Source organism: Hyphobacterium sp. (genome assembly GCF_965217055.1).
GTDB lineage: Bacteria > Pseudomonadota > Alphaproteobacteria > Caulobacterales > Maricaulaceae > Hyphobacterium.
Genome location: NZ_OZ244227.1, coordinates 1,164,466 through 1,190,929, shown reverse-complemented (window position 1 = coordinate 1,190,929; position 26,464 = coordinate 1,164,466). Strand labels below are relative to the sequence as shown.

General features: G+C 63.0%; 30 protein-coding genes. 25 read left to right on the top strand and 5 right to left on the bottom strand.

Going from position 1 to position 26,464, the window contains the following annotated elements; translation table 11 throughout:
* Window positions 1-30 precede the first annotated feature (30 nt).
* Entirely contained in the window at window positions 31-351 is a 321-nt protein-coding gene (locus ACOOFN_RS05945) for a 2Fe-2S iron-sulfur cluster-binding protein (protein ID WP_420434655.1), read from the top strand.
* Here ACOOFN_RS05945 and ACOOFN_RS05940 read toward each other — a convergent pair.
* Window positions 348-2,864, bottom strand: coding sequence for an ATP-binding protein (locus ACOOFN_RS05940; protein ID WP_420434653.1), 2,517 nt, complete (start codon window positions 2,862-2,864; stop codon window positions 348-350). The genes ACOOFN_RS05945 and ACOOFN_RS05940 overlap by 4 nt on opposite strands.
* A 166-nt stretch (window positions 2,865-3,030) precedes the next feature.
* Between ACOOFN_RS05940 and ACOOFN_RS05935 the strand changes: the two genes are divergently transcribed.
* The 8 genes from ACOOFN_RS05935 to ACOOFN_RS05900 all read left to right on the top strand — a co-directional run bounded on the left by ACOOFN_RS05935 (window position 3,031) and on the right by ACOOFN_RS05900 (window position 9,232).
* A complete protein-coding gene (locus ACOOFN_RS05935) occupies window positions 3,031-4,527 on the top strand; it encodes a CoA-acylating methylmalonate-semialdehyde dehydrogenase (RefSeq protein ID WP_420434651.1) in 1,497 nt (498 codons plus the stop codon).
* 165 nt (window positions 4,528-4,692) lie between these two features.
* Complete coding sequence (locus ACOOFN_RS05930) at window positions 4,693-5,832, top strand: iron-containing alcohol dehydrogenase (protein WP_420434647.1); 1,140 nt, start codon at window positions 4,693-4,695, stop codon at window positions 5,830-5,832.
* A complete protein-coding gene (locus tag ACOOFN_RS05925) occupies window positions 5,829-6,263 on the top strand; it encodes an acyl-CoA thioesterase (protein ID WP_420434645.1) in 435 nt (144 codons plus the stop codon). Before ACOOFN_RS05930 ends, ACOOFN_RS05925 begins: the two co-directional genes overlap by 4 nt.
* A gap of 170 nt (window positions 6,264-6,433) precedes the next feature.
* On the top strand, window positions 6,434-6,574 hold the full coding sequence (locus tag ACOOFN_RS05920; protein ID WP_420434643.1) for a hypothetical protein: 141 nt from the start codon (window positions 6,434-6,436) through the stop codon (window positions 6,572-6,574).
* Window positions 6,571-7,692, top strand: coding sequence for a cell division protein ZapE (gene zapE, locus ACOOFN_RS05915; protein ID WP_420434641.1), 1,122 nt, complete (start codon window positions 6,571-6,573; stop codon window positions 7,690-7,692). The genes ACOOFN_RS05920 and zapE overlap by 4 nt, the downstream gene beginning before the upstream one ends.
* A 2-nt stretch (window positions 7,693-7,694) precedes the next feature.
* Entirely contained in the window at window positions 7,695-8,366 is a 672-nt protein-coding gene (locus ACOOFN_RS05910; RefSeq protein ID WP_420434639.1) for an O-methyltransferase, read from the top strand.
* Between the two features lie 171 nt (window positions 8,367-8,537).
* Window positions 8,538-8,996: a hypothetical protein gene (locus tag ACOOFN_RS05905; RefSeq protein ID WP_420434637.1), complete on the top strand. Its 459-nt coding sequence runs from the start codon at window positions 8,538-8,540 to the stop codon at window positions 8,994-8,996.
* Window positions 8,996-9,232, top strand: a complete 237-nt coding sequence (locus ACOOFN_RS05900; protein WP_420434635.1) for a helix-turn-helix transcriptional regulator — start codon at window positions 8,996-8,998, stop codon at window positions 9,230-9,232. The genes ACOOFN_RS05905 and ACOOFN_RS05900 overlap by 1 nt, the downstream gene beginning before the upstream one ends.
* Here ACOOFN_RS05900 and ACOOFN_RS05895 read toward each other — a convergent pair.
* Complete coding sequence (locus ACOOFN_RS05895; RefSeq protein ID WP_420434633.1) at window positions 9,199-9,639, bottom strand: DUF6265 family protein; 441 nt, start codon at window positions 9,637-9,639, stop codon at window positions 9,199-9,201. The genes ACOOFN_RS05900 and ACOOFN_RS05895 overlap by 34 nt on opposite strands.
* A 111-nt stretch (window positions 9,640-9,750) precedes the next feature.
* Here ACOOFN_RS05895 and ACOOFN_RS05890 point away from each other — a divergent pair, with 111 nt between their 5' ends.
* The gene (locus tag ACOOFN_RS05890) at window positions 9,751-10,047 is read left to right on the top strand and encodes a helix-turn-helix transcriptional regulator (RefSeq protein ID WP_420434631.1); all 297 of its coding nucleotides are present in this window, start codon (window positions 9,751-9,753) and stop codon (window positions 10,045-10,047) included.
* 91 nt (window positions 10,048-10,138) lie between these two features.
* Window positions 10,139-11,101, top strand: coding sequence for a malate dehydrogenase (mdh, locus tag ACOOFN_RS05885; RefSeq protein WP_420434629.1), 963 nt, complete (start codon window positions 10,139-10,141; stop codon window positions 11,099-11,101).
* Window positions 11,102-11,158: 57 nt separating this feature from the next.
* Here the strand turns inward: mdh and ACOOFN_RS05880 are convergent, their stop codons facing one another.
* Window positions 11,159-11,608, bottom strand: coding sequence for a tryptophan-rich sensory protein (locus ACOOFN_RS05880; protein ID WP_420434627.1), 450 nt, complete (start codon window positions 11,606-11,608; stop codon window positions 11,159-11,161).
* A gap of 205 nt (window positions 11,609-11,813) precedes the next feature.
* Here ACOOFN_RS05880 and ACOOFN_RS05875 point away from each other — a divergent pair, with 205 nt between their 5' ends.
* Window positions 11,814-12,365: a GNAT family N-acetyltransferase gene (locus tag ACOOFN_RS05875; RefSeq protein ID WP_420434625.1), complete on the top strand. Its 552-nt coding sequence runs from the start codon at window positions 11,814-11,816 to the stop codon at window positions 12,363-12,365.
* Here the strand turns inward: ACOOFN_RS05875 and ACOOFN_RS05870 are convergent.
* The gene (locus tag ACOOFN_RS05870) at window positions 12,362-13,096 is read right to left on the bottom strand and encodes a LytTR family DNA-binding domain-containing protein (protein ID WP_420434623.1); all 735 of its coding nucleotides are present in this window, start codon (window positions 13,094-13,096) and stop codon (window positions 12,362-12,364) included. The two genes, ACOOFN_RS05875 and ACOOFN_RS05870, sit on opposite strands and share 4 nt — an antisense overlap.
* Before the next feature lie 147 nt (window positions 13,097-13,243).
* Between ACOOFN_RS05870 and ACOOFN_RS05865 the strand changes: the two genes are divergently transcribed.
* From ACOOFN_RS05865 to ACOOFN_RS05835, 7 genes are all read left to right on the top strand, one after another.
* Window positions 13,244-13,783 (top strand): DUF2306 domain-containing protein, encoded by a 540-nt coding sequence (locus tag ACOOFN_RS05865; RefSeq protein WP_420434621.1) that lies wholly within the window; start codon window positions 13,244-13,246, stop codon window positions 13,781-13,783.
* 172 nt (window positions 13,784-13,955) lie between these two features.
* On the top strand, window positions 13,956-14,624 hold the full coding sequence (locus tag ACOOFN_RS05860; RefSeq protein WP_420434619.1) for a hypothetical protein: 669 nt from the start codon (window positions 13,956-13,958) through the stop codon (window positions 14,622-14,624).
* Window positions 14,625-15,111: 487 nt separating this feature from the next.
* The gene (locus ACOOFN_RS05855; RefSeq protein ID WP_420434617.1) at window positions 15,112-15,411 is read left to right on the top strand and encodes a DUF2282 domain-containing protein; all 300 of its coding nucleotides are present in this window, start codon (window positions 15,112-15,114) and stop codon (window positions 15,409-15,411) included.
* Between the two features lie 19 nt (window positions 15,412-15,430).
* Window positions 15,431-16,300 carry a DUF692 domain-containing protein gene (locus tag ACOOFN_RS05850; RefSeq protein ID WP_420434615.1) on the top strand — a complete coding sequence of 290 codons (870 nt, stop codon included), beginning with the start codon at window positions 15,431-15,433 and terminating at the stop codon, window positions 16,298-16,300.
* On the top strand, window positions 16,293-17,054 hold the full coding sequence (locus ACOOFN_RS05845) for a DNA-binding domain-containing protein (protein ID WP_420434613.1): 762 nt from the start codon (window positions 16,293-16,295) through the stop codon (window positions 17,052-17,054). Before ACOOFN_RS05850 ends, ACOOFN_RS05845 begins: the two co-directional genes overlap by 8 nt.
* Entirely contained in the window at window positions 17,055-17,630 is a 576-nt protein-coding gene (locus ACOOFN_RS05840; RefSeq protein WP_420434611.1) for a DoxX family membrane protein, read from the top strand.
* A gap of 134 nt (window positions 17,631-17,764) precedes the next feature.
* Window positions 17,765-18,475, top strand: coding sequence for a class I SAM-dependent methyltransferase (locus ACOOFN_RS05835; protein WP_420434609.1), 711 nt, complete (start codon window positions 17,765-17,767; stop codon window positions 18,473-18,475).
* Here the strand turns inward: ACOOFN_RS05835 and ACOOFN_RS05830 are convergent.
* A complete protein-coding gene (locus tag ACOOFN_RS05830) occupies window positions 18,472-19,068 on the bottom strand; it encodes a YceI family protein (protein ID WP_420434607.1) in 597 nt (198 codons plus the stop codon). The two genes, ACOOFN_RS05835 and ACOOFN_RS05830, sit on opposite strands and share 4 nt — an antisense overlap.
* A 29-nt stretch (window positions 19,069-19,097) precedes the next feature.
* Between ACOOFN_RS05830 and ACOOFN_RS05825 the strand changes: the two genes are divergently transcribed.
* From ACOOFN_RS05825 to ACOOFN_RS05800, 6 genes are all read left to right on the top strand, one after another.
* Window positions 19,098-20,375 carry an MFS transporter gene (locus ACOOFN_RS05825; protein ID WP_420434605.1) on the top strand — a complete coding sequence of 426 codons (1,278 nt, stop codon included), beginning with the start codon at window positions 19,098-19,100 and terminating at the stop codon, window positions 20,373-20,375.
* Between the two features lie 108 nt (window positions 20,376-20,483).
* Window positions 20,484-21,677, top strand: coding sequence for an ADP-forming succinate--CoA ligase subunit beta (sucC, locus tag ACOOFN_RS05820; RefSeq protein WP_420434603.1), 1,194 nt, complete (start codon window positions 20,484-20,486; stop codon window positions 21,675-21,677).
* Window positions 21,678-21,683: 6 nt separating this feature from the next.
* Entirely contained in the window at window positions 21,684-21,977 is a 294-nt protein-coding gene (locus ACOOFN_RS05815; protein ID WP_420434601.1) for a hypothetical protein, read from the top strand.
* Complete coding sequence (locus ACOOFN_RS05810; protein ID WP_420434599.1) at window positions 21,974-22,420, top strand: acyl-CoA thioesterase; 447 nt, start codon at window positions 21,974-21,976, stop codon at window positions 22,418-22,420. The genes ACOOFN_RS05815 and ACOOFN_RS05810 overlap by 4 nt, the downstream gene beginning before the upstream one ends.
* A 12-nt stretch (window positions 22,421-22,432) precedes the next feature.
* A complete protein-coding gene (sucD, locus tag ACOOFN_RS05805) occupies window positions 22,433-23,338 on the top strand; it encodes a succinate--CoA ligase subunit alpha (protein WP_420434597.1) in 906 nt (301 codons plus the stop codon).
* Between the two features lie 144 nt (window positions 23,339-23,482).
* A complete protein-coding gene (locus ACOOFN_RS05800) occupies window positions 23,483-26,461 on the top strand; it encodes a 2-oxoglutarate dehydrogenase E1 component (RefSeq protein ID WP_420434595.1) in 2,979 nt (992 codons plus the stop codon).
* Window positions 26,462-26,464 lie beyond the last annotated feature (3 nt).

Sequence of the window (26,464 nt, the reverse complement as noted above, 5' to 3'; positions counted from 1 at the left end):
CAATTCGCCTGCGGTCTGCGGAGGAAGCTGATGGCAAAGATCACCTATATCGAGCACGACGGGACGAAACACGAGGTCGATGTCGCCGACGGCCTGACCGTCATGGAGGGCGCGATCCGCAACATGGTGCCGGGAATCGATGCCGATTGCGGTGGCGCCTGCGCCTGTGCGACCTGTCACGTCTATGTTGACGAAGCCTGGCTCGGCAAGACCGGCGAGAAAAGCGGCGTCGAGGAATCGATGCTGGACTTTGCCACGGATGTGGAACCGAATTCGCGCCTTTCCTGCCAGATCAAGGTTTCGGCCGAGCTCGACGGGCTTGTCGTCCGCATGCCGGAATATCAGGGCTAGCCGTCAGCGGCGGCCTTCTCGCCATCGGGACGCAACAGGCCGGTGAGGTCGAGTTCCGGGGCGGCGTCGATCTTCGCGAACGTCGGCAGATGGCAGACCACGGTCGTGCCTTTCTCCGGTTCCGAGGCGAGATCGACCCAGCCGCCATGCATTTCGACGATTTCCTTGACAAGCGCGAGGCCCAGCCCGGCACCGCCGCGACTGCCCCGTTCGAATCTCTCGAAGACCGTCGCCTGGCGGTCAGGATCGATGCCCTCGCCGGTATCGGAGACGGAAATCGAGGCACCGTCCTCGTTCTTTTTCACTGTCAGCGTGATACGGCCCTCGCGCGGCGTGTGTTTCAACGCGTTTGACAGCATGTTCACCGTGATCTGCCGTAGCCGCTTGGCGTCGCCGGTAATCCTGGCCTCGCCGGACGGCGCGTTGATCGCCAGCCGGACGCCGGAGTGCTCGGCCTTCGAGGCGAGCAGCTCGACCGCGTCCTGCACCACGTCTTTCAGGTCGGTATCCGAGGCTTCCAGCTCCAGCTGGCCGGCATCGATGGCGGCAACGTCGAGAATGTCGGTGACCATTTTCTCGAGCTCGTCGGCGGCGCTGCGTACATAACCGACATAGGTCGATTGCTGTTCGCTCAGCTCCCCGGCAATGCCCTGCAGGATCATGTCCGTATAGCCGGTGATCGTCGTCAGCGGCGTGCGCAGTTGATAGCTCACATGCTCAACGAATTCGCCCTTCATCCGTTCAGACGCTTCCAGCGCCTCGGCGCGCTCGCGCAGCGCTTCCTCGATCCGGCGGCTGTCGGTGACGTCCTGCCAGGCGATCAGCGTCGCACCATCCGGCAGCGGCCGCGACAGCCACACCAGTGTCTTGCCGTCCTCGCGTTCCATTTCGCCGGTGACGTGACGGCGGGCTTCCGGGCTGGGATCGGCAACCCGGGCCTTCATTTCCGACCACATGTCGGGATCGTCGAACAGGGCAGCGCATTTCTCGGCGACGATTTCCAGCTCGGGTCGGCCTTCGAGCTCCGCAGCGTCGAGATTCCACAACCGCTCGAATTCCGCATTGTGCAGCCGCAGCCGGCCATCCGAGCCGAACACGGCCACCGCCTCATGCAGCTTGTCGAGCGTGGCGCGCTGCACATTGATCAGCGTGTTGTAGCGGGCGCGCAGTGACAATTCGTCGGTCTTGTCCTCGAACACCAGCAACAGCCCGCCCAGCGGATTGCGCTGACGCGCAACGCGCAGCGTTCGCCCGTCCGGTAGATTCCACAAATCGTCCGGGATTTCGGCATCCGGCGCATCATCGTAGCGCGCCAGCTCGCCCTTCTTCCAGCCGGCGTAATCGGCCTGCTCGGGGATTTTCCGCGCTTCCCGCAGCCGGTCCAGCATCTCGCCATGACCGGGTCGGGCGTCGAGCATTTTTGCGTCCAGCCCGAACAGATTGTCGAACGCCGTATTGCGGAAAACCAGCTTCTGGCCGCGATCGAATACCGCGACCGCCTCTGCGAGCTGGTTCAGCGTATCGTCGAAAGCGCGGCGGAAGCGCTTGAGGGCAGTCTTGGCCTCTTCACCATCGGTGACATCGAGCGCAAACCCGGCCGCGCCGCCCGAAATCGGGAAGCTGACCAGATCAAGCGCCCGGCGCGCGCCGTCGACGACAACCGGCTTCAGCGCGGACACGGCTTCACCCGACTTGGCGGCGTCCAGCGCAAGCGTCTTGATCGCCGGCTCCAGCGCGATCTGTTCTTCGAGCACAACCGTCGGTCCCGCCGCTTCAACAGCGCGGGCGTAGGCCGCATTGGCCCAGATGATGCGGCCCGACGCATTCATCCGCCAGGCCGGGAAGGGCGCACGTTCCAGCGTGTCGAGAATGGCGATCGGGTCGGCCTCCAGCTGCCGCCGTGCGTCCTCGACGCGGCCGCGGGCCTCGGATTCATCGAGTCCGCGAATGGTTGCATCCGACAGCCAGACGACGAGCTGGCTGCCGGCGGCCCGGGCATCGGCCTCGAGAAACCGGCCTTCCGGCCCGATAATCGTCAGCGAAAACGGCCGCCCGTCGGCGATCAGCTCGGCAAACCGCCGGCGCAGCGTGGTGTCGTCGCCTGCCGCGGAGCGCGCTTCATAGTCGGCGACGCCTTCCAGCAGCAGGGAGGCAGGATCGGGACCATCGCTGGCTTCGGCGAATTTCAAGAGACTGGCGAGCGCGGACGGCGACCCGAAAATCCGCGGCTTGCCCCAGCTGCCCAGCTGACCGTCGGTCAGTTCAGGCGCATCGTCCCACACCAGGACCAGGCCGGGAAATGCGCCGAACACGCCATCGGCGCGGGCGATCTTGTCTTCCAGTTCGCGCGAGCGTTTGCGCCACAGCGCCTGCGCCGCGCGCGCACCGGCGGTCAGGCGATAGGCCCATGCGCCGGCAATGAGAGCGAATATGACGGCCGCCAGGGTGACGGAGATCGAGACGATTTGCGTTATGTCCGGTCCGGCTTCGGGCATGCCGGGAATGTCCCCCATGGTGAAAAGGCGAGGCTGGCCTGCTTCGCCTTAACGAATCACCACTCTAGCCGCTTCGCGAATCGAGGGGGAGGGGGGAATGCCTGACACGTCATTTGACCTTCCTCCCGCCGCGCGCGATATGAGCGGCCAAAGAGTTCACCGCCCGATGGCGAGGGAGAAACCGATGCGCGAGATCAATCATTTCATCGATGGCAAGAGCTTCACCGGCTCCACCGGCAAGTTCGGTGATGTCTACAATCCCAATACCGGCGAAGTGCAGGCGCGCGTCCAGTTTGCCGACGAGGCGGAGGTCGCGAAAGCCATCGAAAGCGCCAAGCAGGGCCAGCGCGCCTGGGCCGCGATGAACCCGCAGGGCCGCGCCCGCGTGTTGATGAAATACAAGACGCTGGTCGAGGACGAGATGGACTCTCTCGCCGAGCTCCTGTCATCCGAGCACGGCAAGGTTATCGCCGATTCCAAGGGCGATATCATCCGCGGCCTGGAAGTGATCGAGTTTGCCTGCGGCGTGCCGCACCTGATGAAGGGCGAATACACCGAAAGCGCGGGCACCGGCATCGATGTCTATTCCATGCGCCAGCCGCTGGGCGTGGTCGCCGGCATCTCGCCGTTCAACTTCCCGGCCATGATCCCGATGTGGTTCATGGGCATGGCGATCTCGACCGGCAATGCGCTGGTCCTGAAACCGTCGGAAAAGGATCCGAGCGTCCCGGTCCGCCTTGCCGAATTGTGGATGGAGGCCGGCCTGCCGGAAGGCGTGCTGCAAATCGTCCATGGCGACAAGCAGGCGGTCGACGCGCTCCTGACCCATGACGACATCAAGGCGGTGTCCTTCGTCGGCTCCTCCGACATTGCCCATTACATCGCCAGGACCTGTACCGACCACGGCAAGCGTTTCCAGGCCATGGGCGGGGCCAAGAACCACGGCATCATCATGCCGGACGCCGACATGGACCAGGTCGTCAACGATTTCCTCGGTGCCGCCTTCGGTTCGGCCGGCGAGCGCTGCATGGCGCTGCCCGTCGCCGTCCCGGTCGGCCGCGATACGGCCGAGGAATTCGTCAGCCGCATCAAGGAAGAAGCCGCCAAGCTGCGCGTCGGCGTCTCCACCGATCCGGACGCGCATTACGGCCCGGTCGTTTCCGCCGCGCACAAGCAGCGTGTCGAGGACTACATCACCATGGGCGAGAAAGAAGGCGCCGACCTCCTTCTCGACGGCCGCGGCTTCTCGCTGCAAGGGCATGAGAAGGGCTTCTTCATCGGCCCGACCCTGTTCGACAATGTGAAGCCCGGAATGCAGTCCTATGAAGAGGAAATCTTCGGACCGGTGCTGCAAGTCGTGCGCGCGGAAAATCTCGACGAGGCCGCCCACCTGCCCAGCGATCACCAGTACGGCAACGGCGTCGCCCTGTTCACGCGCTCCGGCCTCGCCGCGCGCGAATTCGCGGCCAAGGTGCAGGTCGGCATGGTCGGCATCAATGTGCCGATCCCGGTGCCGGTCGCCTATCACTCCTTCGGCGGCTGGAAGCGCTCGGCCTTCACCGACACCAACCAGTACGGCACTGAGGGCATCCGCTTCTTCACCAAGATCAAGACGGTGACCCAGCGCTGGCCCACCGGCGATATCGGTGACCAGGCGTTTGTCATCCCGACGATGCAATAGGGTCGCGAACCCCTCACCCTCGAAAGTCGCCCACATTGGTGGCCGCCTTTCTCTCCCTCTCCCCTTTGAAAGGGGAGAGGGAAGAATGTGAGTTCGCGAAGCGATGAACATTCGGGTGAGGGGTTGAGACTTGTCAGACCATCCGGCGCGACTACTCTCCCGCCCATGCACGCCTTTTCCTTCCGCACCGTTCCGCACATTGTCTTTGAAGCCGGCGCTTCTAAGCACTTGTCCAGACTGGCCGAACCAGTTCTCAAGGGCGCGAAACGCCTCTTCTTCGTCACCGACAAGGGTGTCCGGGGCGCCGGCCTGATCGACGATGCGTTGGCCGCGCTGGAAGCTGACGGTTTTGACGTTTTCATCTATGACGAGGTCGTTGCCGATCCGCCTGAAGCCGTCGTGCTGGAAGCCGCCGCCAAGGCTCGCGCCTTTGGCGCAGAGGCCGTCATCGCCTTCGGCGGCGGCTCACCGATGGACACGGCCAAAGTCGTTTCGCTCCTCGCCGGCGGCGATCAGCCCCTGTCGGAAATGTATGGCGTCGAGCAGGTGCGCGTCGACGGCCTGCCCTCGATCATGATCCCGACCACGGCGGGCACCGGATCGGAAGTCACCAATGTCGCCGTCATCACCACCGGCGCCACCTCGAAGCGCGGGATTGCCGCCGGTCCGCTCTATGCCGACATGGCGATCCTCGATCCGGAACTGACGCTGGGCCTGCCGCGCCATGCGACGGCGGCGACCGGCATCGACGCCATGGTCCACGCCATCGAGGCCTTCACCAACAAGCGTTCGAAAAACCCTGTGTCCGACGCGCTCGCCCTTGCCGCGCTTAAGAAGCTGCAGGGCGCGATCCTCACCGCCTGCGAGGAACCGTCCAATCTCGAAGCGCGCGGCGACATGCTGCTCGGGGCCATGCTGGCGGGACAGGCCTTCTCCAACTCGCCAGTCGGCGCGGTGCACGCCATGGCCTATCCGCTGGGCGGGATTTTCCACGTGCCGCACGGCCTATCGAACTCGGTCGTCCTGCCGCCGGTGCTGAAATTTAACGCCGCCGCGGCCGAGAAACTCTATGCCGAAATAGCGGGGCATCTGGCGCTGGAGGCCTCTTCTGCAGCGCTCATTGCCGAGATGGAGCGGATCGCCGAATCGACGGGGATCGAACGCCGCCTGTCGCAGCTTGGCATTTCGCACAACGACATTCCGCGCATGGCCGAGGATGTTGCAGCCAATGACCGCCTTCTGCCCAACAATCCGCGCGAACTCACCTATGACGACATCGTCAAGCTCTATGAGGAGATCGTGTGAGCGCCGCGCCCGCGACCCGCGCCGATTATGCCGTCTTTCACGAGATCGCGACGCGCTGGCAGGACAATGATGTCTACGGCCATCTCAACAATGTCGTCTATTACGAGCTGCTCGACACCGTCGTGAACCGGTATTTGATCGAGGCCGGCGTGCTCGATCCGGCGACCAGCGACCGGATCGGGCTCGTGGTCGAATCCGGCTGCAAGTATTTCGCTTCGCTGGCCTATCCCGAACCGGTCGAGATCGGGCTTCGCGTCGCGCATGTCGGGAATTCGTCCGTGCGCTACGAGGTCGGCGCCTTCGCGAAGGATTCCGACACCGCCGCGGCGGAAGCCTTCTTCGTCCACGTCTATGTCGACGCGAAATCTCGCCGTCCGGCCCCGTTGCGCGACGATTTCCGCGCCGTGGTGGAGGCGTTGCGGGTGGCTTGAAAAAGCCGCCACCCACCTCATGGTGAGGTGCTGGCCGCAGGCCAGCCTCGAACCACGCAGGGCGATTGGCCTCCGATCCTTCGAGGCTCGCTGCGCGAGCACCTCAGGATGAGGTGTGAGGGTGGCGGCGCAGCGCGGCCATTCAGATAAAGCCGGCGGAGAGCCGTGAAATGCAACGCCCCACCTTGCCAACCGGCGGGCGCGCTGCCATCACGCCAGCCATGCGCGAGGTTAAACGCCCGGTCTTTCTCATCGCTGCCGCGATCATTGCGTTTGGCCTGTTGGCCATCGTGACGGTATTCGGCCGATGACGCCGCTGGCGGTTCTGGAAACACGTATCGCCGCGGGATCACTGACCCGCGATGCGGGTCAAATCGCGGCCGCGGAAGCGCTCACCGATCTGCACCGGCGCCTTGCCGGTTGGCGCATCAAGGATGGCTGGGTCCGTCACAAGACGTCGCCACCCAAGGGGCTTTATCTCTGGGGCGGTGTCGGGCGCGGCAAGTCCATGCTGATGGACATGTTCTTCGCCAACGCGCCGATCCGGCAAAAGCGGCGTGTCCACTTCCACCAATTCATGCAGGAAACCCATGCCCGCATTGGTGAATGGCGCAAGCGGCTGGACCGCAAGAAAGGCCGGGACGATCCGATCCCGCCCGTCGCCAGGGCGATTGCCGACGAGGCGCGCCTGCTCTGCTTCGATGAATTCCAGGTCACCGATATTGCCGACGCCATGTTGCTGGGCCGCCTGTTCGAACAATTGTTCGACATTGGTGTCGTTGTGGTCGCGACATCCAACCGCGTGCCCGACGATCTCTACAAGGACGGCATCAACCGGCAGCTCTTCCTGCCCTTTATCGACATGCTGAAGGCGCGGCTCGACGTGATGGAAATCCCGTCCGGCGACGATCACCGCCTGCGCCAGTTGACCGCCGCGCCGGTCTATTACGCGCCGCTCGGGCCCGAGGCGGATCGTGCGATTCAATCGGCCTGGGAGCGCTTGACCCAGGGCGCGCAGGCGCAGGCCTGCACGCTGACCGTCCAGAACAGGGCCGTTCCGGTGCCGCGCGAGGCGGCCGGGGTCGCGAGGTTCACCTTCGAGGAATTGTGCGCCCGCCCGCTGGGGCCCGCCGACTATCTCGCCCTGGCTGCCCGCTTTCACACGCTTCTGGTCGAGCGTGTCCCGGTCCTGACCCCGGAAAAGCGTAATGAAGCGAAGCGCTTTGTCACATTGATAGATGCCCTGTACGAAGCCAAGACCAAGCTTGTGATGAGTGCCGCAGCAGAGCCGGATGGCCTTTACAATGAAGGCGACGGTGCGTTCGAATTCGAGCGGACCGCGTCGCGCCTGATGGAAATGCGTACGCAGGAATACCTCGCCGCCGCGCACGAAGAATCGCTGGTGGACGCGGAAACTGAAGAGGATTGAATATGTCACGATCGATCGGGCTTGATGCCACGCTGACCGACTATGTCCGCAAGGCCAATCCGGCTGAATCCGCTGCGCTGAAACGCTGCCGCGAGGAGACCGAGGCGCGCGAGGATTCCAACATGCAGGTCAGCCCCGAGCAGGCGGCTTTCATGAAAATGGTGGCGCGCATGGTCGATGCAAAAACCGCGGTCGAGGTTGGGGTCTTCACCGGCTATTCGGCCCTGGCGGTCGCTGAAACGATGAAAGCGTGCCACGGGCACAAGGCAAAACTCTTTGCCTGCGATGTATCCCACGATCTCATCTGTATCGCCGAGAATTACTGGAAACAGGGCGGTGTCGCCGACATCATCCGCCCCGTCATCGGCGATGCGCGCGAAAGCCTGATCGGCCTCGTAAACGACGGGCTAGCGGAGACGGTCGACATGATGTTCGTAGATGCCGACAAGACCGGTTATCCCGATTATTATTCCGCCGGCTTGACCCTGTTGCGTCCGGGCGGCGTGATGCTCTTTGACAATGTGCTGTGGAACGGCTCGGTCGCCGATCCGTCAGTATCCGATCCCGACACGGATGCGCTCCGCGTGATTGCGGAAAAGGTCAATAATGATGATCGCGTCGAGAATGCCTTCACCGCAATCGGTGACGGTCTTCTGATCGCGATGAAACGGTGACCGCGGAGCGCGTATACGAATTCAACTCGCAGGGCGGCTTGACGTCCGCCATCTGGATCTCTGCATCGGCGTTCGGCTCGCGACGTCGAGAAGGTTTTATGTAACCTTGACTGCCCATTATGTAACGTATAAGTGACCAGTCACCGACAGGTTACACAAAGGGGCCGCGACATGGACAATATCAACAAGCTTCAGCGCAAGCGGGACCGCGCCTTCATGTTCGCCGGCGTGTCATTTCTGCTGTGGCAGGGCGCAACGCTCGGGATCGATGCGGCAGACGCATTGTCCTGGTCTTTGCCCGCAGGCCGGCTGGCATTGCAAATGGCCCTGATCGCCGGGGCAGTGGCCTGGGCAGGGTCTATGATTCTGCTGTTGAATTACCAGAGATCGGTAAAACGCGCCGGTGCCTGTTCCGTCTTGCAGGACGAATTGTTTCTGCAGAACCGCGCCCGCGCCACCATGTACGGATTTGCCGGTATGATCGCCGGCGCCGCGCTTCTCCTGGCGGCCGCGACGTTTGTCGACTTCAGCGCTGCCATTGCCATCCGTGCCCTGCTGATCATCGGCGTGTTCATTCCGCTCACCGTGCTGGCTCGCCTGGGTCATGAACCGGATGAAGAGCCTGCGTGATGGGCGCGGCTGAGCTTGGAAACCGCCTGAAGGAACACCGCGCCCGGCTCGGCCTGACACAAGCCGAATTAGCTGCCCGCGTGGGCGTGACGCGAAAGACCATCAATACGGTCGAAAACCGCGTTTTCATCCCCTCCGCCCTGCTGGCCCTCAAGCTGGCCGAGGCACTGGATGTAACGGTCGAGGAAGTGTTCTTCCTCGATCAGTCTTCCGCGAGCGTCCAGCCGAACTCATAGCTTTGCTCGCCCGAGAGGTCCGATATCGTCGCGGAAAGCACGTTTCCCTCCCGGGCATAGATGATGCGCTGCGGGAAATCGTGCTCGGCATTCTCGAACACGCCCCGATTGGCATTCAATTCCGTCGAGACAAAGCAGGTCGCTTCATTGCCGCCCGGCTGGGCGCAATAGGTCGCGCCCTCATTGGTGACCGCAATCAGCAGGAATTCATAACCACGCGCCACGCCGTCTATCACCGTCCGGTTGATTCCCAGATGCAGCCCGCCATCGCCATTGGTCCAGATTTCCTCGGACACCTGGCCGCCCTCGCTCGCCCGCCAATGCCCGCTCATCCAGTCGAGATCATTGCCGAAGGCTGGTGCGGACGCGGCCATGACCGGAGCGATCGCTAGTATCAAGTTTCGCATGGATTACTCTCCTGTTTGCGGCAACATTAGACGGTAGCTGCGGGAACGATTGAAGAAAATGGACACTTCGCCTGCCTACCACTTCTTGCCGGTGCGGCGGACATCCTTGCCATGTCGCCGGGCCTGACCGCCCGCGGCCTGGCAGAAAAGTTCGGCATATCCATCCGCACGCTGGACCGGAGCTTTCTCGCGCAGACAGGCCTGCGGCCGGGCGAATATCTGCGCATTCACCGCTATCACGCAGCGCGGCGGGCGATCGGCGCCGGCGAGACGCGCCTTGCGGAAATCGCGATCGACTGCGGTTATGCGGACCAGGCGCACATGACTCGTGAATTCCGGCGCTTTTCGGGGCTGACGCCGCATCGGAAACGGGCGGGTGAAGGCCACGACCTGTACTACGACAATTAGCCGCCCACCCGGACCTGCCGCTGCACTTGCCGCCGCGTCAGCCGGGCGCTAGACCGTCTCGCAAATTTCCGCACTTGCGAAGGAGCTCTCAATGGCCCGTAACAAAATCGCCCTCATCGGATCCGGAATGATCGGCGGCACGCTCGCCCATATCGCTGCCCGTGAGGAGCTGGGCGATGTGGTTCTGTTCGACATTGCCGAGGGCATCGCCAAGGGCAAAGCGCTCGATATCGCAGAAGCCTCGCCGGTCTTCGGCAAGGATGCCAATCTGAAGGGTGCGGACGATTATGCCGCCATCGCCGGTGCCGATGTCTGCATCGTCACTGCCGGCGTGCCGCGCAAGCCGGGCATGAGCCGCGATGACCTTCTGGGCATCAATCTGAAAGTCATGAAAGCCGTGGGCGAAGGCATCAAGCAGCACGCGCCGGACGCCTTCGTGATCTGCATCACCAACCCGCTCGATGCGATGGTCTGGGCGCTGCGCGAGTTTTCCGGCCTGCCCAGCAACAAGGTCGTCGGCATGGCAGGCGTGCTCGACTCGGCCCGCTTCCGCTGGTTCCTGGCCGAGGAGTTCGGCGTTTCCGTGGAAGACGTTACCGCCTTCGTGATGGGTGGCCACGGCGACACGATGGTTCCGCTTCTGCGCTACTCGACCGTCGCCGGCATTCCGGTTCCCGACATGGTGAAGATGGGTTGGTCGACGCAGGAAAAAATGGACGCCATCATCGACCGCACCCGCAAGGGCGGTGGCGAGATTGTCGGCCTTCTGGGCAATGGCTCAGCCTATTATGCGCCGGCCGAAAGCGCCATCGACATGGCGGTCTCCTATCTGCGTGACAAGAAGCGCATCCTGCCGGCCGCCGCCCACCTCACCGGCCAGTTCGGCGTTGACGATCTCTATGTCGGCGTGCCGATCGTGATCGGCAAGGATGGCGCCGAGAAGATCGTCGAGATCGAGCTCAATGATGACGAGCAGAAAATGTTCGACAATTCGGTCGATGCGGTGAAGGGGCTGGTCGAGGCGTGCAAGGGGCTGGAGCCCTCGCTCGGCTAGTTCGCAACGATTGTTCTAAATAAAAAGGCCCTTCCGCTCGGGAGGGCCTTTTTCCGGCTACAGCCCGGCCAGCTGAAGTCCGGTATTGAGGCGCATCAATTCGAAAGACACGACGGCCATGTAGGTCGTCCAGACGAAGACCGGCCACATCAGTATCCCCGCAGCTTTGTGCGCGCGGCCGATCAGCAGCATGGTCGCCACCGTGATCAGCCAGCTGATGAGGATGGCGTAGAAGCCGACCGACAAATCGCGCAGGATGACGAAGCCAGTAATCCATCCGCCCGACGCCGCGAACAGCAGCGTGATCAGCCCCATCGATGCCCAGCGGCACCAGCCATGGCCGAAGCGGTCGACCATCCACAGGATGAAGGCCATCCACATCGTTTTGGCGATCCACAGCCACGTCAGTATTGGTGTCGAAAGCAGCCAGGCCGGGGCGGTGAGCTCTTCATAGACCCATTCCACAACGCCGCTGGCGTAGGTCAGGCCGATGATCAATCCCATCATCCCGGATGCAAAAATCCAGTACACGGCGAGGCGTACGATTGTGGGACGATTTTCTCTGGCCATTCTGGTCCTGGCTTGGGTTGCTGTTAGTCGAGCCTCTCCATGCGCAAGTTCCGCGCCAACAATGGTTCGGGGACCGCCCCATGCTTGCCAATGGAGGCTGTGCAGCCTATCCCCGCTGCCGGTCGCGCTGCGGGAGGATGACATGCCGGTCGATATATCCAGCTTCGGTCCCCGTCTCGAAACGGAACGCCTGGTTCTCCGTGTCCCCGAGGAGCGGGACGTCGATCCGCTCATTGCGGTGATGGCCGACCAGGAAACCGCGCAATTCATCGGCGGGACCCAGACCCCGCCGCTTGTCTGGCGGGGTCTGTGCGGCGTGATCGGTCACTGGGCAGTGCGCGGATACGGCTTCTTCTCGGTCGAGGACAAGGCAAGCGGCGAATGGCTTGGGCGTGTCGGCCCGTGGTATCCCTATGGCTGGCCGCAGGAGGAGATCGGCTGGACCATCAAGCGCGAAGCCTGGGGCAAGGGGTATGCGGCGGAAGCCGCCGGCCGTTGCCTCGACTGGGTTTTCGAGGACCTTGGCTGGGCGTCTGCTGTCCACCTCATCGATGCAGGCAATATCGGATCGCAGGGAGTGGCGCGGAAAATCGGTTCTTACAATTGGAACCGCAAGGTCGAGGTTGCCGGCTTTGACATGATTGTCGATGTCTGGGGGCAGACGCGCGACGAGTGGCGCGCCCGGCAGCGCTAGATCCAGCCGCGCTCCCGGAGATCGGGATAGAAACTGCGGCTGACCGGCGCGGTGATGCCGTTGGTCAGCGTCAGTTCGGCGCGGCCGCCGGCTTTCTCGGCATGATCAATGGCGCTGCGTGCCACCCACCAGGAGCGGTGCGTCTGTGCGCCCTCAAGGCCCTCAGCCGCCGCGATGGCATCCGAAAGCCGCATCAGGATCAGCGTGTCGCCGCGGTTCGTGTGTACGCGCAGATAATGATCCTCGGACTGCAGGGCGATCAGGTCTGCCGTGCGAAAGCGCACCGGAAGCTTGTCCGTGAGGGCGCGACCGACCGCCAGCTCGGTAGCGGCCTGGCCGGGACGCTCGAGCAGATAGGTCAATGCGACCACGCCGGCGGAAATCACCAGGACAAAAAAGTAGATGACCGGCCAGGTGTGGATCGGCGGCAGGGATCCGACCACGCTCTGGATCGAGATCACCGCGATCGTGACCGGCACGGCCACCATCACGGCGATCAGCGAATAGGACGCCCATCGCGGCAGGTTCGGAGCCAAGCGATTGAGCAAGGCAAGGGCGACATCACCGCTACACCCGCCCAGCAACATCAAACCGGTCCAGTAGAGCCAGACCCATGGCCAGCCGAGCGCTGACGTGTCGTAGGGACCGAGGATCGCCAGAAAAGTGCCGAGCCCGATCATGAAGATCATCCCGGTACCCTGAGCCTTGAAGAAATCGAGAACTCGCTTCACGCCGCCTGCAGCTCCATTCACGTATCGCGAATGGAATCTAGCGCCATTCGCGTCGGGAAACAGCCCGCCAGCGAATAGCTGCTACCGCAAGCGGCCAGGCCCTGACAATCCGTTCTCGTCATATCTCGCAATTTGAGGGAGCTGGAAATGAATGCAATCCGTCATCTCGCCTTTGGCTTTGGTATCGTAACCGTCGTGGTCGGTTTCGCCCTTGTTCAGGGCGGCATATTGCAGGAGGGGAATCTGGCCGCCTACTGGCGCGAGCTGGGCCGCGTGGCCGGCGGTTTCCAGCCTGACTTCGCAGCTTTTGCCCGAGCGCCCCTGATCATTCAGATTCACGTCGCGGCGGCGCTCTCTGCCCTCGCGCTGGGCTTGGTCCAGTTATTTGCGCCCAAGGGCACCATCCCGCATCGCACGCTCGGCTATGTCTGGGCCGCGCTGATGCTCGCCACCGCGCTGACAGCGATATTTATCCGCCAGATCAATGACGGTCAGTTCAGCTTCATCCATATCTTTGTCCCGCTCACCTTGTTCGGCCTGTTCGGCATGATCACGCACGCACGCGCCCTGCGCACCGACAAGCACCGCAACACCGTCCTCGGCCTCTTCATCGGTGCTCTGATCGTACCCGGCCTGTTTGCCTTCATGCCGGGGCGGTTGATGTGGCAGATGTTTTTCGGTGGATGACCCTCACGCTTTCGTGAAATCTCTTGCCGCATTCTTAGTATTTCTCTCCCATTCAACGTGCATTTCTTGGGTATTGGAGATGAAAAATACTCAAGGAGATTAAAATGCGGAATTATATTCTTTCAGCGATGGCCGCGATGGGGCTGGCGGCGCCTGCTCTCGCCCAGGGCGATTGGCCGCTGAATCCATTGCGGCGCTGCCGGACAGTGGCGAATTGCATTTGCAAATGTTGGTCGAGGACGAGCCTGACGGCTTCATGCGCCTCGGCTGGCAGCGGGACGAAGAATCCGGCCTAATCCGCTTTTACGACCGCACCATGTGGGCCAGTCGCCAGATCTACGAGACCTTGGAGGCATCGGTCGACGGCAGCACGGCCGCGCCCGTCGACATCAACATCACGTTCTTTCAGGAAACCGCCATCCTCACGGTCGAGGCCAGGGAACAGGACGGGGTGATGGTCGGCAGCCGGATCTTTACCCGCCCCGGGGCGGACGACCAATCGGCCTCCATCGAGACACCAGTCACCGAAAGCATGGTGATGCGGGGCGCGGTCTTCTTCCTGGCCCCGACCCTGCCGCTCGAGATCGGCGATTCGATTACGTTCGACTGGTTTGCGCCACTCTGGGGTTCGGCAGCAACCGTCACGCTGACCGCGGCGGATGGCGGAACGATCCAGACCTTGGGCGGTACGCACGAACCGATCCGCATCGAGGTGCGCGGTGGATCGACCGACAACGATATCTACGTCTCCGCCAATGACGGGGTTCGCGAGGTCGTGCGCATTGACGTGCTGGGCCAGCCCATGCGTTTCGAGGCGGTTCCGGCCGTGGCCGGCGAATAGTGCGGCAATCGACTGCGCGGGCGAGGCTTGCGGATCCGTGATCCCGTCCTTAAGCCGCCGTCATGATCGCCTGGCTGCCGGTCGCGATCACGTGATCGATCGAGGCAATGCCGGCCGCGTCCGTGAGGCTGGGGCAGGGAGTTCCGCCGAATTATCCCCGCGCGGAGCTCCCGCTGCCCCACCGCGCCCAGCCATTGCGTGAACCGACACGTTGGCGATGTGAACGCGGCGGAGCGTTTCGTGATCTCGCACAAAAGCCCCTGGAACCGCAGCAGCGCTGGGAGTGTCGCGGTGCGGCCTTGTCCCTCGGCCGGTATTTGGTTGCAGCTCCGATCACGCAATTCCGAAAACTCTTCAGCGCGCGATAACGCTGACGTTAGGCCTGTCGACGGAATGTGAATGGTCTTCGGCTGCATCTTCAGACATCGTTCAGATCACCGGCCGGGAAGCCTGGCCGGGAAGTTGAATCCAACGGGAGTCTGAGATCATGAAAAACCAAACCGCATTCGCCACACTCGCCGCTTCGGCCCTTGCCCTGTCGCTGTCCGCAGCCGCCAATGCCGACGGCCACGAGGAAGGCGAGAACGCGCACGACGACATGGAACAGTGTTACGGCGTCGCCCTTGCCGGCGAAAATGACTGCGCTGCCGGGCCTGGCACGTCGTGCGAAGGCTCATCAACCGTCGATTATCAGGGCAATGCCTGGACTTATGTTCCGGCGGGGACCTGCGAAGACATTGAAACACCGTATGGCAACGGCTCGCTCGAGCCGGTCGAGCGCCCGTAAGCGCGCGGCGCAGACCGGGATGACAACCGTCCGGCCAGCCAGCGATCCGGCGCCCTCGATCGGCGCCGGTATCGGCCTCAAGCCGCCGCATTATCGCAGCGTTCTTGAAAGCCGCGCGGCCGGACTGTGGGTGGAAGTCCATCCCGAGAACTACATGACGGCCGGCGGGCCGCGTCACGCCTGGCTTGATGCGATCCGCCGCGACCGTCCTCTGTCCCTGCACGGTGTCGCCCTGTCGCTCGGTGGCACAGAGCGACCCGATCGCAATCATCTCGCGAAACTGCGTGAACTGGCAGAGCGCTACCAGCCGCAATTGATGAGCGAGCATCTCGCCTGGTGTGCCCATGACGGCACATATTTCGGCGACCTGCTACCGACGCCCTACACGCGTCAGCAGCTCGATCGTTTCTGCGATCATGTGAGCGAGACCCAGGACGCGCTGGGCCGCACCATCCTCATCGAAAACCCGTCCATCTACCTGCCGCTGAAGGCGGAGATGACAGAGCAGGAATTCCTCGCCGAAGCGGTCGATCGCACGGGGTGCGGTCTTCTGCTCGACATCAACAACGTTTTCGTAACGAGCTGGAATCTCGGCCAGGACCCGTACAGCTATGTCGACGCCTTGCCCGCCGGTGCCATCGGCGAAATCCACCTCGCCGGCCACGAGCAGGACGAGAAGCTCGGCGACAAGCTGCTGATCGACACCCATGGCGCGCCGGTGCGCGACGAGGTGTGGGAACTCTATGAATATGCCATCGGGCGGATCGGACCGAAGCCGACCCTGATCGAGCGCGACAGCAATCTGCCGCCGTTCGAGACGCTGATGGCGGAGCGTGGACGCGCCCAGGTCCTTCTGGAAAAGGCGCGTGAGGAGGCCGTCAATGCCTGAGTTCCACGACGCCTTCGCGGCCGCGTTGATGAGCGGCGATGCAACAAAGCTCTCCCCCTTCATCAAGGGCGCGCCCGATTCAAGGCTTCAGGTCTACCGCAACAATGTCGTGAAGGGTGCGGCCGACACGCTCGGCGACGCCTATCCCGCCATCAAGCGCCTGGTGGGCGACCAGTTCTTCCAGGGCATGGCGCGGGCTTTCTGGGCCGAGCATCCGCCGTCCGAGCGGACACTGACGCTGTTTGGCGAAGCTTTTGCAGATTTCATCGAGCTTTTCGAGCCGTCCCGCCCGCTCGCCTATCTCCCTGATGTCGCCCGGCTCGACCGCGCATGGCTCGAAGCTCACCACGCGCCTGACGCGCGACCGCTGACATTGAGCGCCATCGCCGGCCTTCCGCCAACGCAACTGGCGGCGTTGGCGCCCGGCCTGCATCCATCCGTGAGGATCTGCGAGTCCGGATTTCCGGCCTATTCAATCTGGCGCACCAATCGCGAGGATGCGGATGTCGAGCGCATCTCGCTCGATAGCGGCGCCGAGACAGCCTTGGTTCACCGCCCGCAAATGGACGTGCGGCATCGCCGTCTCTCGCCCGCCGAATCGGTCTTCCTTGCATGCATTTCCGCTGGGGCGGACTTCGAAACTACGTCGGCGGCCATCGCCGACCAATTTCCCGGAGCTGACCCCGCTCCGGTTTTCATCGCCTTGCTGAAGGAAGGCGTTTTCATGGGGTTGGACGAAAAAGGGACCACATAGATGACCACTCAACCTTTCGACGGCGACCCGCCTGCCTTCGGCGCGGCCGGCCGCCTGTACCAGGCGTTCTACGGCGCGGCGCAAGGGATCATCAGCCATTCGCTGCTGGCCCTTTTTGCACGCCTTGCCATCGCCGGCGTGTTCTGGCGTTCATTTCTCAACAAGATCGAGACCAATGGAATTTTCGATTACGTCCAGGTGATCAATGATTTCGAGATCGAGCGGTCGCTGATCAAGGTGCCGGCCTTCCCGATCACCATCGAGGCTTCGACATTCGCGCAATTCGGTGAGGGTGGCATGTTCGAGCTGCCGCTCATCCCGGGCGGATTGGCGGCAATCATGGCGACAACCGGCGAAGGCGTATTGCCGGTTCTTCTGGTGCTTGGCCTGTTGACCCGCTTTGCCGCCACCGGCCTGATCGTGATGGCCCTGGTGATCCAGATTTTCGTCTTTCCGACCAATGCGCATTTCTGGGGAACTGTCGCACTCTGGCTGATTCCGCTCTTCTACCTTGTCGGGCGTGGCGGCGGGACTATTTCCCTCGACCACGTCCTGTCCCGCCAGCTTGCCCGATAACCCTCCGTGCGAGCTGGTCACCCCGCGCCGCTGGCGATCCACCTCCCCCCGGAACGCCAGCGGCGCTTCGTGTTTGGCGAAGCGGGTTGAACGCGCTATGTCGCTGCGAGGCCCCAACAAGCCCCGGACACGACATGCGTATCTTCCTGAAAAAACTGCAGGCCCGCTTCCGCGACCCGCGCCAGTTCTCGGTTCCGTCCATGGATCGGCTTTGCCCGATCTGCGGCTATGAGGGGAAATTCCTTTCGCTTGGCACACCGCCGCGCTGGGACGGCCGCTGTCCGGGTTGCGGTTCACGCGAACGCCATCGGCTCCTGCATATCTGCCTTGAGCGCGAGGGAATCGACCTGACGGACGGCCGGGTCATCCTGCACTTCGCGCCCGAGGGATATTTCAAGAAGATGATGGGCGATGCGCCCAATTATCACACGGCTGACCTTGTGCCGGGCAAGGCGCGTCATGCCATGGACATGTCGGCGATGACGTTCGAGGACGAAAGCGTCGATTGCGTCCTCGCGCACCATGTCCTCGAGCACGTGCCCGACGACCGGAAGGCAATGCGGGAAAGCTTCCGTGTGCTCAAGCCGGGCGGGCTGGCGATCTATTCCGTGCCGCAGAACTGGGCGCGTGAAGAAACCTATGAGAACCCCGAAGTCACGACCGCAGCCGAGAAATTCGCCCATTACGACGACGCCAGTCACGTCCGCTATTATGGCCGCGACTTTGCCGACCGCGTGCGGCAGGCGGGATTCGAGGCCACTGAATGGCGGCTCACACCGGAAGAAGAACCGCGGTTCGGCCTCTTCAAGCAGGACGTGATCTATCTCTGCCGCAAGCCGGGCTAGCTGCGCTCGAACACCAGGTGGACCGAAACCGGGAAGACCGGTGTGATCCCGTCGAGATTGGCGATCGCCGCCAGCGCATTCACCGCCTCGCCGAGACCGAAATCCCGCGCATCGATCAGCGCCGGCTCGCTGGATATCACCCGCACCTGGTCGGGCCCGCTGCGCACGATCCGAACCGGTGCGTAAACCGTGCGCACGTCGCCATGCAGGCCGACGGTCAGCGCCAGCTCGGTATCTGTCGCGCTGCCCACGTCCAGCGCTTCGAACAGGGCCGGGTCGAGATCCGCCGCCACGGTGATATCCGGATATTGCGTGACTTCGAAAAAGATGTCGCGCAACCGCTCATTCCGGATGTCGACATAGGTCTCGACGCTGGTCGCGGGGATGGTCAGTTCGGCGCGACCGTCCGCGCTCACCGAGCCGGACAATGCCTCGAAACGGCTGACCTCGGCCACATCGCCGTTTTTCACGCTGATGAACACCACATCCGACTGGCTGCCATCCAACCGCCACGAACCCTCCGTAATCGGAGCTTCAGCCGTGCAGGCGGCGAGGGTTGCCGCGAGAAAAATAACTGTCAGACCCTTGAACATGACGTCGCCTTCCTGTTGCTTCGCAGCCGGTGGCCAAACCCGAACCTAGGACGAACACCGTGATATTCTACCGCAATGTTGCCGTTGTCATGTTGGCGATGGGCGTTTGGCAAGTCGCCAATGGACTGCTCAACGTCGCGCTGCCTCTTACCATGGCACAATCGGCGTGGTCAGGGGTCGCGATTGGTGCCATCGCTTCGGCCTATGCCATCGGCTTTATGGCAGGGGCGTTCCATGCGCCGGCGCTGATTGCCCGCATCGGTCACATCCGCGCCTTTGCGGCCGCGGGTGGCCTGGCGGTCGCGGCGACGCTTCTGCTCGGCATGGATACCAATGCCTATCTCTGGTTTGCCCTGCGTCTCGTGTTCGGAGCCAGCGCAGCCGTTCTGTTTGCCGTCGCCGAGAGCTGGATCGCGGACGCCACTCCCGCGAGCCGTCGCGGCGGTGTCATTTCCGCCTACCAGATTGCCGGCCGCGCCGGCATTGTCGTGGGTCCCTTTTTGATCGCCGGCGGCGAATCGCTGATCGGCGGGGCGCTGCTGGTCGCCGGCGTATTCCTGGCGCTCGCCATTTCACCGGTGGCCGCGACCCATCGCGCCCAGCCGATCTTGCCGGATCATCCGCCGGGCTCGCCGCTTTCCGTGCTGAAAGTGGCGCCGGCCGCTGCCATTGCGGTGTTTGCCGCCGGCATGGTCAATTCCGGCGTGCTCGCCTTTATTCCGATCTGGGCCGGCGCGCTGGGCACGCCGTCCGAGGATGCCAGCGCTGCCGGAGCCGCGGCGCTCGTGATGGGCGTCATCTATGCCGCCTCCATGGCCAGCCAGTGGCCGGCGGGAAAGATATCGGATCAATTTGACCGGCGGCTCGTCATCGGCGTTCTCGGCGCAGCCTGGGCGATCATCTCGTTGATTCTGACCGCTTTCGTCGATCCCGGCCTGATCCTCGGCATCGTCCTGATCGGCCTTTGGGGCGCAACGTCGCTGGCGCATTACGGCATCGCCGTCGCGCACGCAGCCGATCGCGCGCAACAGGGACAATTGCCGGCCATGGCGTCGGGACTGTTGATCGTCTGGGCGGTCGGCTCGATCATCGGGCCGCTCGTCGCTGGCGTGCTCTATGCCAGCCCGATGGGGATGCGCGGCGTTTTCCTGTTCTCGGCCGTGTTCGGCGCGGCTCTGGCAGGCACGATGCTGCTCCGCTCGCGCAGCCGGATGGCTGCGAGCGAGGCCGACCGCGAGGACTTCGTCAACCTGCACGCGACCTCGGCAGCGCTGACGGAAATCGACACTGAAGACGCCGCGGACTAGCCCCTGCGATTACTGGACCCAACGCGCATTGCGCCCTTGCAGGCCGGTGTTATAAGCCCGGTATACCTGTTCGCCTGACTGCCGATTCTCACGCGAGGCTCCTGATCCATGAATATCCACGAATACCAGGCCAAATCCCTGCTCAAATCCTTTGGCGCACCGGTCGCCGACGGCGGTGTCGCGATGACGCCGGCCGAGGCTGAAGCGGCCGCCAAGAACCTGCCCGGCCCCTTGTGGGTCGTGAAGGCCCAGATCCACGCCGGCGGCCGCGGCAAGGGCAAGTTCAAGGAAGCCTCAGCCGGCGACAAGGGTGGTGTCCGGCTCGCGAAATCGACTGACGAGGTCCGTGAGTTTGCGGCACAGATGCTCGGCAACACGCTGGTCACCAAGCAGACCGGCGAGGCCGGCAAGCAGGTCAACCGGATCTATGTCGAAGATGGCGCCGACATCAAGCGTGAGCTCTATCTCTCGCTGCTCGTTGATCGCGCCACCAGCCGCGTGGCCTTTGTCTGCTCGACCGAGGGCGGCATGGACATCGAGGCGGTCGCAGAGGAAACCCCGGAAAAAATCATCACCGTGCATGTCGATCCGGCCGCCGGCTACAGCCCCTATGTCGGGCGCAAGATCGCTGCAGCGCTGAAGCTCGAGGGCGGCCAGGTCAAGCAGTGTGTGAAACTGATGGGCCAGCTCTACAAGGCGTTCGTCGAGAAGGACATGGCACTGCTCGAGATCAATCCGCTGATCGTGACGGGCGACGATAATCTGCACGTGCTCGATGCCAAGGTCGGCTTTGACAACAATGCCATGTACCGCCATCCCGACATTTCCGAACTGCGCGACCTCACCGAAGAGGACGAGAAGGAAATCGAGGCCTCGAAATACGACCTCGCCTATATCGCGCTCGATGGAGACATCGGCTGCATGGTCAACGGTGCCGGCCTGGCCATGTCGACCATGGACATCATCAAGCTGTACGGTGCCGCGCCGGCCAATTTCCTTGATGTCGGCGGTGGCGCCTCCGAGGAAAAGGTCACGGCCGCGTTCAAGATCATCACGGCCGATCCCAGTGTGAAGGGCATCCTGGTCAACATTTTCGGCGGCATCATGAAATGCGATGTCATTGCCCGCGGCGTCATTGCGGCGGTCAAGGAAGTCGGCCTCCAGGTGCCGCTCGTCGTCCGTCTCGAAGGCACCAATGTCGAGGACGGTAAGCGCATCATCAATGAAAGCGATCTTGACGTGATCGCCGCCGACGACCTCGACGACGCCGCGCAGAAAATCGTCAAGGCGGTGAAGGGCTAGCGCGCATTGGGCAATCTGTTCCAGATCCTGTTCATGATCGCCCTACCGGTCGCGGCCGGCGGCTATGCCGCCTGGTTCCTGCGCGCCCGGCTCGCGGGCATGCGCTGGAACATCTACGCCTTTGCGCTGATGATGGGTCTGTTGACGCCGGTCCTCGTCGGCCTGCTCGTCGCCCAGGCCATGATCGATCATGTCGAGACGGGCATGGCGCTCGCCGTGCCCATGCTGATGGGCGTTTCCGCCGGCACTGGCTGGCTCGCCGGCGCGCTCATGTTCCGCTTCAACGGGAGCGAAACATGACGCGGCGCGATGACTTCACCTTCTTCCACGAACACCGTGTGCGCTGGGCCGAGGTCGACCCGCAGGCGATCGTGTTCAATGCCAATTATTTCGTCTTCGTCGACCATGCCGTGACCGAGTATTTCCGCGCCAACGATCTGATGTGGGATGACACGCTGCAACGCGGCTATGATTTCTTCACGGTCAATGCGGAGTGCAATTTCCGCAGCCCGGCCAGGCTCGACGATCTCATCCAGATCGGCTTCCGTTGCCAGCGTTTCGGGACGTCGTCCGTGATCTATGCCTTCGGAATTTTCCGCGGCGACGAGCTGCTGGCCGACGGAACGATGACCTATGTTTGTGCGGACGCCGAAACCCGCCGTCCGAAACCCCTGCCGGAGGATTATACCTCCCGCATTCTCGCTTTCGAGAAACACCCGATTCAAACGAAACAAGCTGCCTGAGGTTCAAGCACTATGGCCGTACTCGTCGACAAGAATACCAAGGTGATCTGCCAGGGCCTGACCGGCCGCAACGGCACGTTCCACACCGAACAGGCCATGGAATATGGCACCCAGATGGTCGGCGGCGTGACGCCCGGCAAGGGTGGCCAGACCTGGCATGGCGACGAGAACAAGGACCTCTCACTGCCGATCTTCGATACGGTGGGCGAGGCCCGCGAGGCGACGGGTGCCAACGCTTCGGTGATCTATGTGCCGCCGCCCTTCGCTGGCGACGCCATGCTGGAAGCGATCGATGCCGGTATCGAGCTGATCGTCGCGATTACCGAGGGCGTTCCGGTCTCTGACATGATCAAGGTCAAGCGCGCCCTGTCCGGCACGAAGTCGCGCCTTGTCGGCCCGAACTGCCCGGGCGTCATCACGCCGGGTGAATGCAAGATCGGCATCATGCCGGGTCACATCCACAAGCGCGGCACTGTCGGCGTCGTCTCGCGCTCCGGCACGCTGACCTATGAAGCGGTCAAGCAGACCTCGGATGTCGGCCTTGGGCAATCGACATGCATCGGCATTGGCGGCGATCCGGTGAACGGCACCAATTTCATCGACTGCCTGGAAATGTTCCTCGGCGATGACGAGACCCAATCCATCGTCATGATCGGCGAGATCGGCGGCTCTGCCGAGGAAGAGGCGGCGGAATTCCTCAAGGCCGAAGCGAAGAACGGCCGCTCCAAGCCGGTCGTTGGCTTTATCGCGGGCCGTACCGCGCCTCCGGGACGCACCATGGGGCATGCTGGTGCGGTCGTGTCCGGCGGCAAGGGCGGCGCCGAGGACAAGATCGAAGCCATGAAATCAGCCGGCATCACGGTATCCGACAGCCCGGCACGGCTGGGCACGACCATGGTCGAGGTGTTGAAGGGCTAGGCCTTCGGCACACATATGACGCACTGGCCGCTGCACCGATGGACAGCCGCCAGTGGAACAGTTTCGGGCTTTACACGGGACCGGCCCACCCGGAGACTAACATTGACGGCCAGCGAAGCGGGGGTTGGCCAAACAGGAACGGATATGTCCGAAAACAAGCGCACTGACGCGAACCAAGCCTTCCTCGAAACCTGCTTTCTCTATGGCGGCAACGCCCAGTATATCGAGCAGATGGCCGCGGCCTGGGCCGAGGACCCGACCTCGGTGCCGACCGAATGGCGTGCCTTTTTCGAGGACAATGGTGCCGATCCGGCGGCGTCAGGACGCGCGGCGCGGGGCGCCAGCTGGCGTCGTGCCGACTGGCCGCGAGAGGCCAATGGCGATTTGACATCCGCGCTCGGCGCGATTGATGCCGCCGCCGAACCCGCGCTGATCGAGAAGGTCGCCGAACGCTTGCCCGATGCGGACCCGGCAGACGTCCGCAAGGCGACCCAGGATTCGATCCGCGCCATCATGATGATCCGTGCCTACCGCATGCGTGGCCATTTGGCGGCGAATCTCGATCCGCTGGCTTTGACCACCTTCGGCGAGCAACCCGAATTGCAGCCCGGTTCCTACGGTTTCGCCGAATCCGACATGGATCGTGAGATCTTTATCGACGGCTATCTCGGACTCGAGACCGCAACACCGAGGCAAATGCTCGACATCCTGCGCCGCACCTATTGTTCGACCGTCGGCGTCGAATTCATGCATATCTCCAACCCGCAGGAGAAGGCTTGGCTCCAGGAACGGTTTGAAGGCCCCGACAAGGGGATCAACTTCACGCCCGATGGCAAGCGAGCGATCTTCTCGCGCCTCGTCGAGGCGGAAGCCTTCGAGCGCTTCCTGCACAAGCGCTATCCCGGCACTAAGCGCTTCGGCATCGATGGCGGTGAATCCATGGTCCCGGCGCTGGAACAGATCATCAAGCGCGGCAGCCAGATGGGCGTGTCCGACATGATCCTCGGCATGCCGCACCGTGGCCGGTTGAACGTTCTGGCCGCCGTCATGGGCAAGCCCTATCACCAGATCTTCCACGAATTCCAGGGCGGCTCGACGCAGGGTGGTGAATTCGGCTCCGGCGATGTCAAATACCATCTCGGCGCCTCTTCCGACCGCGAGTTCGACGGCAAGACGGTCCATCTCTCGCTAACCGCCAACCCGTCCCACCTTGAAGCGGTCGACCCGGTCGTCCTCGGCAAGGCGCGGGCCAAGCAATCGAAATACCGGCGTGAGCAGGGCGATGATGTGAGCACGGCCGAGCAGGTCCTGCCGCTCCTCTTGCATGGTGATGCCGCTTTTGCCGGCCAGGGTATCGTCGCCGAATGCTTTGGCCTGTCCGGCCTGAAGGGTCACCGCACCGGCGGCGCAATCCACTTCATCGTCAACAACCAGATCGGCTTTACGACCGATCCAAAGGATTCGCGGTCGTCGCCTTATCCGTCCGATGTTGCACTCATGGTGCAGGCGCCGATCTTCCACGCCAATGGCGACGATCCCGAGGCCGTGGTCTATGCCGCGAAAATGGCAACAGAATACCGCCAGCTCTTCGGCAAGGACGCCATTGTCGACATGTTCTGCTATCGCCGCTACGGCCACAATGAGGGCGACGATCCGTCCTTCACGCAGCCAATCATGTATCGTGCGATCAAGGCCCACCCGACGACCCGCGAACTCTACCAGCAGCGCCTCGTCGCCGAAGGCGTCCTCACCGACGAGGATGCCGAGCGCATGGCGAAGGAGTTCGACGATTATCTCGAGGCCGAGTTCGAGAAGGGCCGGTCCTTCGATTCCAAGGATGCGGACTGGCTCGACGGCGTTTGGTCGGGACTGGGACTGCCCGAGGACGATGACCGCCGCGGCGAGACCGCAGTGCCTGTCGAAAAGCTCAGGGAGCTGGGTGACAAGCTCACCAGCTATCCCGACGATATCGCCATCCACAAGACGCTGAAGCGCGTGCTCGAAGGTCGCCGCAAGGCCATCGAGGCGGGCGAGGGACTCAACTGGGCGACGGCCGAGAGCCTGGCTTTTGCGTCACTTCTCGATGAAGGTTTCCCGGTTCGCCTGTCCGGCCAGGATTCTGGCCGCGGCACCTTCTCGCAGCGCCATTCGCACATCATCGACCAGGAAACCCAGGAACGCTACACGCCGCTTTGCGAACTCGGCACTGCGCCGGTCCGTTACGAAGTCATCGACTCGATGCTGTCCGAGGAAGCCGTGCTCGGTTTCGAATACGGCTACTCGCTGTCGGCGCCCAACACGCTGGTGATGTGGGAAGCTCAGTTCGGCGATTTCGTGAACGGCGCACAGGTCATTATCGACCAGTTCCTGGCGGCCGGTGAACGCAAATGGCTGCGCATGTCCGGCCTCGTCATGCTGTTGCCGCATGGATATGAAGGGCAGGGCCCCGAGCACTCGTCGGCGCGTCTGGAGCGCTTCCTGCAGCTTTGCGCGCAGGACAACATGCAGGTCGCCAATTGTTCGACCCCGGCGAACTATTTCCACATTCTGCGCCGCCAGATCCATCGCGGATTCCGCAAGCCGCTGATCCTGATGACGCCGAAATCGCTGTTGCGTCACAAGCGCTGCATCTCCTCACTTAAGGCGATGGGGGAAGGCTCGTCCTTCCACCGCGTGCTGTGGGACGATGCCGATCCGTCGCACAGGCCCGAAGGCGCGTCCGAGGTGACCAAGACCCGGCTGGTGGGCGACGACAAGATCCGCCGCGTGGTAATGTGTTCCGGCAAGGTCTATTACGATTTGCTCGAGGCCCGCGAGGAAAAGGGTGTCGACGATGTCTACCTGCTTCGCGTCGAGCAATTCTATCCGATTCCGGCGCGTTCCATGCTGCAGGAATTCCAGCGTTTTCCGAACGCCGAGCTGGTCTGGTGCCAGGAAGAGCCCCAGAATATGGGCGCCTGGACCTTCATCCAGCCGACGCTTGACTGGGTGCTGGTCCAGACTGATGCCAAGCAAAGCCGCCCGAAATATGCCGGCCGCAGCGCGGCTGCGTCGACCGCTGCCGGCACCGCCGCCGCCCACAAGGCGGAACAGGATGCACTGATCAACGAGGCCCTGGCCTGACAT

What these genes read in the sequence shown, in the direction of transcription:
- ACOOFN_RS05945 (WP_420434655.1), top strand. Translation starts at nt 31, where the DNA reads ATGGCAAAGATCACCTATATCGAGCACGACGGGACGAAACACGAGGTC.
- ACOOFN_RS05940 (WP_420434653.1), bottom strand. Translation starts at nt 2,864, where the DNA reads ATGGGGGACATTCCCGGCATGCCCGAAGCCGGACCGGACATAACGCAA.
- ACOOFN_RS05935 (WP_420434651.1), top strand. Translation starts at nt 3,031, where the DNA reads ATGCGCGAGATCAATCATTTCATCGATGGCAAGAGCTTCACCGGCTCC.
- ACOOFN_RS05930 (WP_420434647.1), top strand. Translation starts at nt 4,693, where the DNA reads ATGCACGCCTTTTCCTTCCGCACCGTTCCGCACATTGTCTTTGAAGCC.
- ACOOFN_RS05920 (WP_420434643.1), top strand. Translation starts at nt 6,434, where the DNA reads ATGCAACGCCCCACCTTGCCAACCGGCGGGCGCGCTGCCATCACGCCA.
- zapE (WP_420434641.1), top strand. Translation starts at nt 6,571, where the DNA reads ATGACGCCGCTGGCGGTTCTGGAAACACGTATCGCCGCGGGATCACTG.
- ACOOFN_RS05910 (WP_420434639.1), top strand. Translation starts at nt 7,695, where the DNA reads ATGTCACGATCGATCGGGCTTGATGCCACGCTGACCGACTATGTCCGC.
- ACOOFN_RS05905 (WP_420434637.1), top strand. Translation starts at nt 8,538, where the DNA reads ATGGACAATATCAACAAGCTTCAGCGCAAGCGGGACCGCGCCTTCATG.
- ACOOFN_RS05900 (WP_420434635.1), top strand. Translation starts at nt 8,996, where the DNA reads ATGGGCGCGGCTGAGCTTGGAAACCGCCTGAAGGAACACCGCGCCCGG.
- ACOOFN_RS05895 (WP_420434633.1), bottom strand. Translation starts at nt 9,639, where the DNA reads ATGCGAAACTTGATACTAGCGATCGCTCCGGTCATGGCCGCGTCCGCA.
- ACOOFN_RS05890 (WP_420434631.1), top strand. Translation starts at nt 9,751, where the DNA reads ATGTCGCCGGGCCTGACCGCCCGCGGCCTGGCAGAAAAGTTCGGCATA.
- mdh (WP_420434629.1), top strand. Translation starts at nt 10,139, where the DNA reads ATGGCCCGTAACAAAATCGCCCTCATCGGATCCGGAATGATCGGCGGC.
- ACOOFN_RS05880 (WP_420434627.1), bottom strand. Translation starts at nt 11,608, where the DNA reads ATGATGGGATTGATCATCGGCCTGACCTACGCCAGCGGCGTTGTGGAA.
- ACOOFN_RS05875 (WP_420434625.1), top strand. Translation starts at nt 11,814, where the DNA reads ATGCCGGTCGATATATCCAGCTTCGGTCCCCGTCTCGAAACGGAACGC.
- ACOOFN_RS05865 (WP_420434621.1), top strand. Translation starts at nt 13,244, where the DNA reads ATGAATGCAATCCGTCATCTCGCCTTTGGCTTTGGTATCGTAACCGTC.
- ACOOFN_RS05855 (WP_420434617.1), top strand. Translation starts at nt 15,112, where the DNA reads ATGAAAAACCAAACCGCATTCGCCACACTCGCCGCTTCGGCCCTTGCC.
- ACOOFN_RS05850 (WP_420434615.1), top strand. Translation starts at nt 15,431, where the DNA reads ATGACAACCGTCCGGCCAGCCAGCGATCCGGCGCCCTCGATCGGCGCC.
- ACOOFN_RS05845 (WP_420434613.1), top strand. Translation starts at nt 16,293, where the DNA reads ATGCCTGAGTTCCACGACGCCTTCGCGGCCGCGTTGATGAGCGGCGAT.
- ACOOFN_RS05840 (WP_420434611.1), top strand. Translation starts at nt 17,055, where the DNA reads ATGACCACTCAACCTTTCGACGGCGACCCGCCTGCCTTCGGCGCGGCC.
- ACOOFN_RS05835 (WP_420434609.1), top strand. Translation starts at nt 17,765, where the DNA reads ATGCGTATCTTCCTGAAAAAACTGCAGGCCCGCTTCCGCGACCCGCGC.
- ACOOFN_RS05830 (WP_420434607.1), bottom strand. Translation starts at nt 19,068, where the DNA reads ATGTTCAAGGGTCTGACAGTTATTTTTCTCGCGGCAACCCTCGCCGCC.
- sucC (WP_420434603.1), top strand. Translation starts at nt 20,484, where the DNA reads ATGAATATCCACGAATACCAGGCCAAATCCCTGCTCAAATCCTTTGGC.
- ACOOFN_RS05810 (WP_420434599.1), top strand. Translation starts at nt 21,974, where the DNA reads ATGACGCGGCGCGATGACTTCACCTTCTTCCACGAACACCGTGTGCGC.
- sucD (WP_420434597.1), top strand. Translation starts at nt 22,433, where the DNA reads ATGGCCGTACTCGTCGACAAGAATACCAAGGTGATCTGCCAGGGCCTG.
- ACOOFN_RS05800 (WP_420434595.1), top strand. Translation starts at nt 23,483, where the DNA reads ATGTCCGAAAACAAGCGCACTGACGCGAACCAAGCCTTCCTCGAAACC.